General features: G+C 57.5%; 13 protein-coding genes. 4 read left to right on the top strand and 9 right to left on the bottom strand.

Going from position 1 to position 12600, the window contains the following annotated elements; translation table 11 throughout:
- Positions 1–211: 211 nt before the first annotated feature.
- Both F8N80_RS19385 and F8N80_RS19380 read right to left on the bottom strand, forming a co-directional pair.
- Complete coding sequence (locus tag F8N80_RS19385) at positions 212–1384, bottom strand: DUF1624 domain-containing protein (protein ID WP_150784494.1); 1173 nt, start codon at positions 1382–1384, stop codon at positions 212–214.
- 193 nt (positions 1385–1577) lie between these two features.
- Positions 1578–3161: a winged helix-turn-helix domain-containing tetratricopeptide repeat protein gene (locus tag F8N80_RS19380; protein WP_150784493.1), complete on the bottom strand. Its 1584-nt coding sequence runs from the start codon at positions 3159–3161 to the stop codon at positions 1578–1580.
- Between the two features lie 261 nt (positions 3162–3422).
- On the opposite strand from F8N80_RS19380, the gene F8N80_RS19375 reads away from it, so the two are divergent.
- A complete protein-coding gene (locus F8N80_RS19375; RefSeq protein WP_150745694.1) occupies positions 3423–4175 on the top strand; it encodes an SDR family oxidoreductase in 753 nt (250 codons plus the stop codon).
- A 42-nt stretch (positions 4176–4217) separates the two neighbouring features.
- Positions 4218–4631, top strand: coding sequence for a cupin domain-containing protein (locus F8N80_RS19370; protein ID WP_150784492.1), 414 nt, complete (start codon positions 4218–4220; stop codon positions 4629–4631).
- A gap of 95 nt (positions 4632–4726) precedes the next feature.
- On the opposite strand, the gene F8N80_RS19365 is transcribed toward F8N80_RS19370, so the two are convergent.
- Complete coding sequence (locus F8N80_RS19365; RefSeq protein WP_150784491.1) at positions 4727–5152, bottom strand: hypothetical protein; 426 nt, start codon at positions 5150–5152, stop codon at positions 4727–4729.
- 107 nt (positions 5153–5259) lie between these two features.
- Here F8N80_RS19365 and F8N80_RS19360 point away from each other — a divergent pair, with 107 nt between their 5' ends.
- Both F8N80_RS19360 and F8N80_RS19355 read left to right on the top strand, forming a co-directional pair.
- Positions 5260–5922, top strand: coding sequence for a TetR/AcrR family transcriptional regulator (locus F8N80_RS19360; protein ID WP_150784490.1), 663 nt, complete (start codon positions 5260–5262; stop codon positions 5920–5922).
- Between the two features lie 228 nt (positions 5923–6150).
- On the top strand, positions 6151–6456 hold the full coding sequence (locus tag F8N80_RS19355; RefSeq protein WP_150784489.1) for a hypothetical protein: 306 nt from the start codon (positions 6151–6153) through the stop codon (positions 6454–6456).
- Between the two features lie 163 nt (positions 6457–6619).
- On the opposite strand, the gene F8N80_RS19345 is transcribed toward F8N80_RS19355, so the two are convergent.
- From F8N80_RS19345 to F8N80_RS19320, 6 genes are all read right to left on the bottom strand, one after another.
- Positions 6620–6781: a DUF2986 domain-containing protein gene (locus tag F8N80_RS19345; protein WP_150745700.1), complete on the bottom strand. Its 162-nt coding sequence runs from the start codon at positions 6779–6781 to the stop codon at positions 6620–6622.
- Positions 6782–6921: 140 nt separating this feature from the next.
- Positions 6922–7860, bottom strand: a complete 939-nt coding sequence (locus F8N80_RS19340) for a carbohydrate kinase family protein (RefSeq protein WP_150784488.1) — start codon at positions 7858–7860, stop codon at positions 6922–6924.
- Positions 7861–7964: 104 nt separating this feature from the next.
- Positions 7965–8624 (bottom strand): nucleoside/nucleotide kinase family protein, encoded by a 660-nt coding sequence (locus tag F8N80_RS19335; RefSeq protein ID WP_150784487.1) that lies wholly within the window; start codon positions 8622–8624, stop codon positions 7965–7967.
- A gap of 122 nt (positions 8625–8746) precedes the next feature.
- Positions 8747–9673 (bottom strand): ABC transporter substrate-binding protein, encoded by a 927-nt coding sequence (locus F8N80_RS19330; protein WP_150745703.1) that lies wholly within the window; start codon positions 9671–9673, stop codon positions 8747–8749.
- Between the two features lie 46 nt (positions 9674–9719).
- Positions 9720–10742, bottom strand: a complete 1023-nt coding sequence (locus F8N80_RS19325; RefSeq protein ID WP_150745704.1) for an ABC transporter permease subunit — start codon at positions 10740–10742, stop codon at positions 9720–9722.
- The gene (locus F8N80_RS19320; RefSeq protein WP_150745705.1) at positions 10739–12298 is read right to left on the bottom strand and encodes a sugar ABC transporter ATP-binding protein; all 1560 of its coding nucleotides are present in this window, start codon (positions 12296–12298) and stop codon (positions 10739–10741) included. The genes F8N80_RS19325 and F8N80_RS19320 overlap by 4 nt, the downstream gene beginning before the upstream one ends.
- Positions 12299–12600 lie beyond the last annotated feature (302 nt).

The following is a 12600-nucleotide window of genomic DNA, read 5'->3' as shown; positions in this document are numbered from 1 at the left end:
AGAAAAAGCCGGCAATTGTGCAGGTTTCATGGCCTCAGTTAAAGATTGATGGGGACGACCGCAGCACAGGAAATCGGCTTCATAGCCCTTGGTTTTTGCCTTGATGCCGACGTAGGCCCAATCCACAAACGCGTTGGCCAGGAGGTTGTTGAACTCGGTGTCTGCTTCAGCCCGATTTTCTTCACGCCGCCCGAGGTGAACCTGTGTCCCGTTAAAAATATTTAAGCCAGCCGATATCGCGACGGCGCGCCTTCAAGGCGGCGAACCAGCGCACAGGCAGGTATAGCGTTGCAGCCAGCAGCACCGCCGTTAGCCACACCGCCCAGATGCTGTCGAAACCGAAGTAGTTGCCTTGGTTCGCGCCGAACACTGCCAGGCTGGTCAGATACATCACTTTCAGTACGTACAGGTGGAGCAGGTAGAAGAACATCGGCGCCGCGCCAAATACCGCCAAGGTGCTGATCCACTTGCGTTGCTGAGCCCGCTCAAAGCCAAGAAGCAGTAGCAGGCCCACCCCCAGCGTCAGAGACAGGAAGAGCAGGGAAGGGGGGTATTTGGTGATGTTGAAGAAACTCATGACGGTTTGCAGGGGGCTTTCATAGGCCACCCAATGCGCCTCGCCATAACCGTTGATCAGGCGCAGTGCAACGAAGCCGATCAACGCGCCGGCCCCCGCCAGTAACAGATAGCGCTGACGCACGGTGGTGGAGGCTGAGCGAGAGAACCAGGGGCCCATGCAGTAACCCAAGGCGATCACGCCGATCCACGGCAGTACTGGGTATGAACTGCGCAGGCGCAGGCTGTCAGAGAATTCGATCCAGCCGCGATCATGCAGGATTGCCCATGGCACATGCATCGCCGATCCGGCCGGGAAGTGCAGCGGATCGAGCAGGTTGTGCCCGGCGACGATGACCAGGCCCAGGACACAGAGGATTGGCCGAGGTAGCCAGACCAGTGCAGCGAGGGCAATCATGCTGACGCCAATCGCCCAGATCACCTGCAGGTAGATCACAGTGGGCGGGAACTGGAATGTCCAGGCGAAATTCACCAGGCTGAATTCCAGCAAAACCAGGACCAGGCCACGCTTGAACAGGAACATCGACACATCGTGCTTGCCCTGGTGCTTTTCGCCGTACAGGCAGGCGGACAGTCCCGTGAGCAGAACGAACACCGGCGCACATAAATGGGCGAGGGTCCGGCTGAAGAATAACGTCGGGTCAGTGGTGTCGATGGCCATCGGGTCGGCGACTTGACGGTGCAGGAAGAAGGTCTCGCGCACGTGATCCAGCAGCATGAAGATGATCACCAATCCCCGGAGGGCATCGATGGACATCAGGCGTTGACTGACGCTCGTGGTGGGGGGGATTTGAGTAAAGTGGGTCATCGAAAGTCGCAGGCAGGGGGTGGATGGCGCTGTCGGTAGACAACCGATAGCTGATGAAATGATATTCTATAACATATCATTAAATTCTTTCCTGTCCATGCGGATTCCAGTAGTCGTTGTACTGCAAAAGCAGAAGGCGGCCTTGAGTCCTGCACCGACCATGACGACGCCTTCGCCGGCAAGGATCGCGTGATCACTCGGGCAACCCGGCCAGCCGCAGTCCATTAGCGAACCGGGCGAAATCCACAGGCCGCTGGATCGGCAACCAGTCTTTCAGGTTGCAGAGGCGCAAAGAAGGATCCAGTTCGCGCAGGCGCTGCATCGCCGACTTCGCTTTATCCATTCGCCCGCTGAGCGCATGACTGGCCGCGACCAGCGCTACCGGGGCCAGCAGACTGGGCAGGTTGCCCAGGGCCTTTTCCGCGCAGTCCGCAGCGGCATCGAAGTGTCCTGCGAAGAAATGCGCGAGCGACATCCCGACCTGCATCCTGAACATTTCCGGATCCAGCGGACTCAAGCGAACGGCATGGTTCAAGTTCTCGATGGCGTCGTCCGTTTCACCGCGCAGCGCGCGTAAAATGCCGCCCAGAAACCAGGCAGGGGCGAGGTTTGGGTTCAGCAGGCGTGCCCTGTCGAGCAGCGCAATGCCGCCGTCGACTTCGCCGGCGAGATGGCTCAGTGCATGTCCGCCGCGCGTCAACGCGACCGCATCATCGCGGCCGAGCGTCACCGCCAGACGCGCCAGCCGTATGCCCTCGGCGATCTCTGCTGGCCGATCGGTCATCCAGCCATTGAGCTTGCGCCAGCAGTGGCACCAGGCGGCCATGCCATAGGCCGAGGCAAACTCCGGATCGAGTTCGATGGCCTTGTAGAACATGGGCAGTGCATCGTCGATGGCTTCACGGCTGCCGCTGTGCAGTTTTGCCATGGCGCGCAGGTAATAATCGTAGGCGTCCAGGCTTTCCGTCGGTTTGCGTTTGGCGCGTTCGATTTCTGCCCGTTCCAGTTGCGGCGCGATGGCGCCGACCACGCTCTCGGCGATCTGATCCTGCAGCTCGAAGATGTCATCGAGCTGCCCTTCGAATCGCTCCGCCCAGATATGCGTCCCGCTTGTCGCGTCGATGAGCTGACCGGTGATGCGTACCCTGTTTGCGCTCTTGCGCACGCTGCCTTCGAGCACGTAGCGCACGCCCAGCTCCTGGCCGACACCCTTGGCGTCCACCGCCCGGCCCTTATAGGTGAAGCTCGAATTGCGCGCGATGACGAACAGCCAGCGGATCCGCGACAGGGCGGCGATGATGTCCTCCACTACGCCGTCGGCGAAATATTCCTGCTCAGGATCGCCGCTCAGGTTCTGGAAGGGCAAAACGGTAATCGAGGGTTTGTCCGGGAGAACCAGCGTAGAGGAGGGCGATGGCCTGGAGTCCGCATGTTCGTCGATGTCGGGCTGCCGCGTTTGCCCGCTGTTGTCGACCTTGACCTGCCCGACGAAGCGGTAACCTTTTCGGGCGACGGTACGCACCAGGCGCTGTTCCTCGCCGGTATCACCGATGGCCTTGCGCACTGCATTGATGTGACTGGCAATCGTCGATTCCGAGATGATCCGACCGCTCCATACCGCCTGGAGCAAGTCGTCCTTGCTGACGACGCGATCGGGATTGCTGACGAACAGCAGCAACAGATCGAAGACCTGCGGGCCGATGGCCACGACGAGCCCGCGTAAAGTCAGTTCCCGGCGTTCCTGATCGAGTACGAAGTCTTCAAACGCGAATTGCAAGATGAGCATCCCCTGGCGACGCGCCCTCAACTCCGTGTCCCAGGCGACTGGCGATTAGTAACGGGTGTTGATCATACGGCAGCTCGAAATCCGCCGCACCGTCCGCGCCAAAGGAGGCTCGACGAACAACTGCTTCTTTGGACGTAAATCCAAGCCTTCGCCAAGGCAAACCCAAGCCGGGCACAAGGACTTGCCTCACGTGCGCAGGCAATCTCTCTCTACACCGACGCAATGGTTGCAGTCGACAAGTGGAGAAAACCTATGAAGATCGTCGTCATCGGAGGCTCCGGGCTCATCGGATCGAAACTTGTGAACACCCTCCGCGCGCGCGGCCATGACGCGCTCGCCGCCAGCCCCAGTACCGGCGTGAACAGCATCACCCGCGAAGGCCTGGCCCAGGCGATGGATGGCGCTGATGTCGTTGTCGACGTGGCGAACGCGCCGTCGTGGGAGGACCAGGCCGTGCTCGATTTCTTCGAGACGTCGAGCCGCAACCTGTTGGCCGCCGAAGCGGCGGCCGGGGTTCGTCATCACGTTGCCCTGTCGATTGTCGGCAGCGAGCGGGTGCCCGAGGCCGGTTATTTCCGGGCCAAGGTCGCGCAGGAAAACCTGATCAAGGCGTCCGGCATTCCTTACACCCTACTGCGCGCCACGCAATTTTTCGAGTTTGTCGGCGGCATTGTCCAGTCGTTCACCGTCGGCGAAGAGATTTGCGTGTCGCCGGCGCTGATCCAGCCGATCGCGTCCGACGACGTGGTGGCGGCGCTCGCCGATGTCGCGCTGGCAGCGCCGGTCAATGGCACGGTCGAAGTCGCAGGTCCCGAAGCCATGCCCCTCGACGAACTGGCCAGGCGCTTTCTGCGGGCAACCCAGGACAGCCGCAAGGTCGTGCCGGACGTGCACGCGCGTTACTTCGGCGCCGTGCTGGACGATCAATCGCTGGTTCCCGGCAAGAACCCACACCTGGGGGCGATCCGTTTCGAAGACTGGATCGCTCAGTCGGCGGCCCGGTAACGGTTCGCGCCATCACCTCCCTACCCACCAAGGAGCAACCCCATGGTTACTCGAATCCTGTTAGCCGCTGTCTTCGCAGCGCTCTCGATCAGCGCAGCGTCGGCCGCTGAACCGCCCGCCGGCAAGGTGACGGTCGTGTTCGACCGTCCCATTCCCAATATCCCCGGCAAGAGCATGAGGGGCGTGGTCGTCGAGTATGGGCCGGGCGCCGCATCGCCGGCCCATACCCATCCGAAAACGGCCTTCATCTATGCAACGGTGCTGGAGGGCTCGTTTCGCATCAAAGTCAAAGGCGAGCCGGAAAAGATCTACAACGTCGGCGAAAACTTCGTAGAGGAGCCGGGTTCCGTGCACTTGGTCAGCGCCAACGCCAGCGACAGCCAACCTGCACGCCTGTTGGCCGTGTTCGTCCTCGACACCGATGAAAAGGTGCTGGTTACACCGATCAAAAAGTGAGCCGATCAACGCGCTCATGAAGGCTCGACAGCCGGGCGGCAGACGACTGCCGCCCTATGGCTGCCGCCGCCAAGGTCGCCGGCAGTTTTTCCGTGTCATGACAGGCGCGATTCGCCTGTCGCGTTGCTCAAGCGCTCGGCCGTGACACCGATGCGCGAGAACACCAGCCACACAAAAAGCAGCACACTGCCGCCAATGAGGATGGATGCAACGCCAATCAATGGCTCGACTGACGGCAAGCCCTTGAGGCGCAGCGTCAGTGCACCGAGCATCACCGGGACACCAACGTTGTAGGTCCAGAACTGGGCTGCAGCAGCGCGTCCTTCGGTGATTGACGGGTGCAGTGTGCCGATGATTCCGAACAGTGCCATCGACACCCATCCCAACAGATTGACATGGGCATGTACCGCGAAGAGCGAGTGGTCGCCGGAAGCGCCCATTGCCACACCCAGTACTACGCCAATGGCGAAGTAGAGGGCAGCGAGCCGAAACCAGGTCCGCGAACGAGGAGTGTGATTCATGGCATTCACCTCATGCGTGCTCATAATGGGCGACCTCTTGTTGTGGGTTGCCGTTGTGTCTATTATGAGACTCATGTCTCATTACAAGACTGAGTATCATTTATCCCATGTCAACTCCGAAGTCAAGCCCGTCCATCCATGACGGCGATCAGGGTCGCGTCAACCAGAGGCTGCGTACGCGTCAAGCGCTGCTCGATGCCGCCGTCGCCTTGCGCGACGAGGGCCATCACCCGACCGTTGCGCAAGTGGCCGAGCGCGCGAGGGTATCGCGCGCCACGGCGTATCGCTATTTTCCCTCGATGGAGGCGTTGATCAGCGAGACGGCGGCGGATCGTGAGATGCCGCCGCTGGAGCGCATCTGGCGCCCGGGAGACGATCCGGTAAAGGGCATTGGCCTGGCGGCGAACGCGTTGAATAAATTGTTGATCGACGACGAGATCGGTCTGCACGTGATGGAACGTTCGTTCATGACGGTGTGGCTCGAAGGTGAGTCCCATGAGCCCCTGCGGCCGGGTCGACGCATGAGCTACATCGAGCCGATCGTCGACTCGCTCAAAGACGTGCTGTCACCCCGGGCGCGCAAACGACTGAAGCAGGCGCTGTCGATCGTCATGGGCACCGAAGCGTTGATCGCCGTGCGCGATATCAGTCGCGCGAGCATCGAAGAATCACTCGACACCGCCGCCTGGGCGGCTCGGGCGCTGGTTCGTCAGGCACTGGCGGAGGATGAACAGGCGCGGCGCAAGCGTTGCCCGCGCCGGATCGGGTAAATCCGGGGTGGGGCTTGAATGGTTGATGGCCTCCAGTCTCGAAGCCCTTTTGCTAACCTCGTTGATATCGACAGGAGTTACCCGCTCGCGGCGCAAATTTTGTACCCGAGCCTTTCGCCCAGCACAGCCACCCCCAACACCGCGACGAGTACAACACTCGATAGAGGTAAAAGGATCGCCTACGCTTTAGCGGGTCATGGGTAAAAGCTCGAACTGAAAAAAAGGGTAATGGAGATGTATGGATACGGAATGGTGGGGGATTTACTTCATCTAGCCCTATATTTAATGGCCATTGGGTTCTGGGCGTTGTTTTGGATGGTCTGCATTTTCAATGCCAAGGGGCGCCTTAGTAAGCTTCTGGGGGCTCACGCATTACTGATCTGCGTGGTGATGTTCCCGGTTTTACCTGCGACACTCGTGGGTGGTGCGCTCATTGCCTTTGGCATTGAAGGTTTGATCTGGAGCTTGTGTATTACGGGAATTGGAGTGCCGCTTGCTGGCATGCAACTGGTTCGGCGATACGTGAAAAATTGACCCGAACAGCCAAGGCCGCGCTAACCAGCGGCTGCGAACGCGTCAAGCGCTGATCGATGCCACCGTCGCAATGTGCGACGAGGGCCAAAACCCTACCGTGCGTGCGTGGGCGGCTCGGGCGCTGGGACTTCGGCCTGCGTTCGCTGATCGGCAGTTACATAGATCAGCTTTCAGGGGAAATGATTGAGTCGTGACCGGCTTCAGCAGCCAGTTTCAATCGGTCAGCCTTACTGATGTATTTAGCCTTGCTTGGCGGTGCCAATTTGGCACTGGCCTTTTTGGCGTGAGCCTTTAATAACTGCTTTATTTTTTTACGACGATTCATGTTTTTTGCTCAGCTTGTAAATCCTTGAATGATATCAGCTTAAAACATTGAGTCAGCTCCCTGTGGTGCGCTCCTGAAGCATAGCCTTGGAGGTAAGCGGCGCCGCTGGGCGTCCGCTTGATTGACGGGTTGGCTGGATATCAATCCAGCTGATGCCGTAAAGGCAAGTCCGGCCCGGTCTTACCGCAGGTCAGGGCGGCGGCGCTGATGGCGAAGGTGAGCATTGCGTCGATCTGTTCGCGGCTCAAGCGCTGCAAGCCCGCTACCGAATCCAGCTGCTGCTCGGTCAGCCAGGCGATCAATGCCGCCTGGAAGGTGTCGCCGGCGCCCACGGTATCGACCATCACCACGGCACGGGCCGGCACCGACCAGGTGCCATGGCGGCGGCTGAACACTGTCGCGCCCTGACCGCCACGGGTGAGGAATACCAGTTGGCAGCGGTGCTCCAGCCAGCCCTCGATCACGTTCTGCGGATCGCGCCCGGGGTAGAGCAGGTTCAGGTCTTCGTCACTGACCTTGATCAGGTCGGCATGCTCGACCAGCGTGCCGATGCGTTCGCGCCACAGTTCGATATTCGGCTCTGGGTTGAGCCGCACGTTGGGGTCGAGGCTGATCAGGCGTTTGCCGCTTTCCCGGCGGACCAGAGCCAGCAGCGTATCGGCAATCGGCTGCACCACCAACGAGAACGAGCCGATATGCACCCCGCGCACCTCAGCGCCCAACTCAGGCAAATGCCCCGGCAACAGCTGGCGATCGGCGCAGCCTTCGCCGCGGAAGCTGTAATGCGGCGAGCCATCGGCACCGACGGCGACCATGGCGAGGGTGGTCGGTGCATCGAAGTCCTGCAGGTAGTCCGGGCGCACGCCTTCCTCCTGCAGTACTTGCTGTAAACGCCGGCCCAGGTAGTCGGTGGACAACCCGGCAAACAGCGCCACATCGATGCCCAGGCGCCGCAGCCCGATGGCGACGTTGAACGGTGAACCGCCAGCAATGGCCTTGTAGTTCACTTTTGAAACTTTAGCGCCGGCGTCGTTTTCACTGAAGAAGTCGAACAGCGCTTCGCCACATACCAGATACATAGTCGTTTGCTCTTTAAAGGTTCGCTACAGGTTGTAATGGGATCAATTGCGCCAAGGCGCACACCCGATCAAGCGAAGCTGTCGGTTAACGGCATGATGCTTTCTCAAAGAGAGGAGGAGGGTTCTCCATCGGTGAGCGTGAAGTCAGCGATATTGCTGGCCGACATCACGAATTCGGCATTCGGAAGGTCGTTGCGACGAACTTTTTCATAGCAAGCAGACTCATCGAAACCGAATGATCGCCATCGATCAAGCAGTCGCGCCTCCAGGGTTTTGCGGTCAACCTGCAGCATAATGGTCGCGTCAAAACAGTCTCTCAAGGACGACCATGGGGCGAGGTTCAATAGAAGGTAGTTCCCTTCCACGATGAGATATTTCACGTCAGAGCAAACCAGTCGTCCTGCAGCACGGGATATCTCCAGGGCTCGATCGAATACTGGAACGGCAACCGTTGGTTCGTTGTTCGCACGAAGCCGCAGCAGCAGATTCCTGAAGCCACCCACATCGAATGTTTCGGGGGAGCCCTTACGATCCAAAAGGTTCAAGGATCCAAGAACCGCGTCATCGTAATGAAAGCCATCCCCGGGAATGACCGCTGCGCTCCCCGGCGTAATACTATTAAGGGCCTCTACCAAGGCCTCGGCGACGGTGGACTTGCCGGCACCAGGCGGCCCCGCTAGCGCAACGACAACTCGATTCCCAGACAGAGCCTTGATGTAGTCGAGTAGCTCTATGCTGACTATTGTGTTTGCGTTGGTAAACATGCCAGATTTCTCGTCCACAAGCGTCGCTCAGGCTTTCGTTCGGCTACTGCGAGCACCTCGCAGCAGCCATTCCCTGCATTATAAATGTGGCTGGAGAGACCTATGCCACTTGACTCAACCGGTCAGTGGTCAGCCTGCCAGCCTTTGTATTCCATGACATTGGTTCGGGTTACAAGTGCGGGTTGAAGCAGTACCGTTGTGCTTTCCAGGGATTTGCCATTCAGCAGGTCGTAACCCATGGTTACGGCCTGTTGTGCCTGGCCCCAAGGGGACTGCGAGGCAGAGGCCTGGATCTGCGTATCGCTTTTGAGTGCTGTCTCTATATCGGGAGCTCCATCCACCGATCCGATAATGATGCCTTTACGCTTGAGTTGCTTTGCTGCCAGGTCTGCACCTATGGCTTGGGGATCGTTGATAGCGAACACCGCGTCGACTTTTGCAAAGCGGGTCAGGTCGCCCTGCATCACGGCGTAGCCACCTTCGCGCGAACCTTTGGCATCCTGATTATCGGACAGTACCTTGATATCGGGTGCCTGTGCGAAAACGCTCTTGCAACCATTGACTCGGTCCAGCACTGCCGAAGTTTGCGTTCCATTCTGGATAATAACGTTACCCTTGCCACCCAGTTGTTCAGAAATGTACTGACATACAATCCTGCCGGCTTCGACGTTATCTGTCTGTACCGTGGCGTTGGCGCCTTGCACCTGAACATCTACACCCACAACCACTATGCCTGCCTTTCTCGCTTTCGCAATCGCAGGCGCGATTGCTACAGGGTCGACGGCATTGACAAGAATCAAGTCTACGCCCGACGAAATGAAGTTATCGATCTGAGTGAACTGCTTGTTTAAATCGTAATCGGCCGAGACTGAGGTAAATTTTGCGGCTGGATTGATATGCAGTGACTGCGCTTTGGCGCCATTTACCATCGCTACGAAATAAGGATTTCCCAGCGAGCCAACAGTAATTCCGACGGATTTCAACTCTCGCGCTTGAGCGGTGTTAAATGCCAGTAGTGCACAAGCAGCGGTCAATATTATTTTTTTCATGAGGACAGTCTCTTATTGTTGGAGTGTCGAGGGAAGTTTGTATGATTCAGGTTCGTGCGCCTGTCTGCCGAAAGCGATCGAGTGCGACTGCCCCGATGATGACGACACCTTTGATGATGTATTGCCAGATATCCGAGACTCCCAGCAATATCAGGCCGTTGGAAAGTGTGGCGATGATCAGGGCGCCAATCAGCGTACCGACGATGGTACCGACGCCTCCGGTAAAGCGTGTGCCTCCCAGGATCACGGCGGCGATAGCGTCGAGCTCGTAGGACTGCCCCATTTGCAGTCCGTTGGCAGCCATCAGTCGAGCGGAAGTCATGATGGCCCCCACACCCGCCAACAAACCCGATGTGGCATAAACGAATAGCAGGACTTTCCAGACCTTGATGCCCGACAACCGTGCGGCCTCAGGATTGCCACCCACTGCGTAAATTTGTACGCCCAAAACCGTCCGTCGAAGAATAAACCACGAAACAGCAACCACTACCAACGCGATGACCACCAGCCATGGCACCCCGAACAACGTATCGTTGCCAATGTAGGCAAACGATAGGTCGGGATTGAACACCGTTTTGTCTTCGCCGATGAGGCGTGCGATTCCACGCATCGCAGTCAATCCGCCAAGCGTGACTATAAATGCAGGTAACTTCCCGAAAGCGACCAATACGCCATTGACGAGCCCTAGCAGCAGTCCGATTCCAAGCCCCGCAGGGATGGCCAGGGAAGCCAACCCGGGAACTTGTGATACCAATAGCGCCACGACTGCGGACACAGCCAGAATCGAACCCACCGAAAGGTCGATTCCCCCTGTCAAAATCACGAAAGTCAGACCTGATGCCAATACCACGTTGATAGAGGCTTGTTGACTGATGATTGAGAAATTTTGCGCCGAGAAAAAGCTATCGCTCATCAGGCTGAAGCCCACACAAAGCAGCAACAATACGGGCAGCATGCCCGCCACCCTCATCAGTTGGCGGATTTTATCCTGTGCGTTAGCTCCGGCGAGGTTTCGTACATCGGGTGTGGTGAAGTCACTTACTACTTTGCGTTGCAGTGGGGAAGTCATTGGACTAAGTCTCCGTTGGCTAGAGTCAAGCTGTCGCTGCCTGTGGCAAACGCGATAATGGTTTCAGGTGTGATATCAAGACCGCTGCGGCCACCGAGTTCGGTGACAAGTTTTCCTTCACACATGACCAATACACGGTCAGCAATTCCAACGATCTCTGGTAGTTCACTTGAAATCATCACTACACAAACGCCAGATGCGGCCAATGCATTGATTATTTTATATATTTCCGTTTTGGCTCCAATATCGACACCCGAGGTAGGCTCGTCGAGGAACAGCACTCTGGGCTTCATCTCAAGCAGACGAGCCAGCAAAACCTTTTGTTGGTTGCCACCAGACAGCGCTCCGACATTGATGCCTGAGGACGCTTTGATATTAAGTGCTTGAATGGCTTGTTCGGCGCGTCCAGCTCCGGCCGTTCGGTCCACAAACCCCGCGACTAAAGCATCACTTCCCAAAACACATACATTGATATTGTCGTGGACACTCATATCGAGAAAGAGGCCCAAGGCTTTGCGGTCTTCTGTCAGGTAGGCGATACCTGCATTACCTGCATCGCGAGGAGAGCGGATCGCGACAACTTCGCCGTCCATTTCAATGTGTCCACCCGAATACGCATCGACACCTGCGATTAACCGGGCAAGTTCTGTTCTCCCGGAGCCCACCAGTCCCGCAATCCCAAGAATTTCGCCGGCATACAGATCGAAACTGCAATCTTTAATTTTGAAACCGTCTGTAAGATTGCGAACACGCAGTATCGGTTTCTCATAAGAGCACGAAGCACGCTCATGGGCATAGAAACCGGAAACATCGCGGCCCACCATCATTCGCACCAGGGTTTCAGCCGATAGCGTGACACGATCCAGCGAACCAACGTAATGACCGTCCCGGAGCACCGAAACAAAATCGGACAATGCGTATATCTCAGCCATTCGATGGCTGATGTAGATGATCGCGACACCCTCGTCACGTAACTGGCGAATCAACGTAAATAGACTTTCAGTCTCTTTTGAAGATAGCGGCGTCGTAGGCTCGTCCATCACCAGGATTCGCGTGTCGGCATGAATTGCACGGGCGATTTCAACAAGTTGTTGGTCCGCAATCGACAATGTACCGACCAGCGCGTGCGGATCAAATGTGACGCCAAGCCGTTTTAGTACAACCTGCGCGCCTTCGGTCATTGCCTTGTGGTTTATAACCCCACATCGGCGAATTTCTCTACCCAGGTAGATGTTTTCGACCACGCTCATATTTGCGCACAAGCTGAGCTCTTGATAGATGACTGAGACGCCATGACGCTTTGCATCGTTCAGGCCATAGTTTCGAATATCACATCCATCGATTCGGATAGTGCCACCGTCGGCGATATAGGCCCCCGACAGTATTTTCATCAGAGTGGATTTTCCGGCGCCGTTTTCACCCATTAGCGCGTGGATTTGTCCGGGGAAAATACTGAGGTCGATGTCGTGCAGGACGCGGACCCCATTGAATGCCTTCGAGATGGAACGCATTTCCAATAGGGCAAGAGGTGGACTTTCAGATCCAGTGCTCAGCATAGCGGTTAACTCCTTATCTACCGATTTGAGAAGCAGTGAAACCTCTCATCGGTGTTCTTGTCCGAGCAACATAGTCCAAAGGAAAGCGCTTGCGCAAGCGCTTTCCTTTGCTCGTGAAGGAAGACGAACCTGATTACGAAAGCGCTTGCGCAAGCGCTTTCGTCTCGGCTATGCTTTTTTCAACAGCGTCCCTGCGTCCCGTTAACGGTTCGCGATGTGATCGCCAAAATAATAAAAAGGAGTGCCCGGCTATGCTGCATAGCGGATTCCACCATCGCGCCTCACCCACTCTGGGTGCGCGG

Origin of the sequence: Pseudomonas fluorescens (assembly GCF_902497995.1) — a bacterium.
In the GTDB taxonomy this organism is placed as follows: Bacteria; Pseudomonadota; Gammaproteobacteria; order Pseudomonadales; family Pseudomonadaceae; genus Aquipseudomonas; species Aquipseudomonas fluorescens_BK.
Note: the sequence above shows the minus strand (reverse complement) of the source record. Positions and strands in the feature narration are given on the sequence as shown.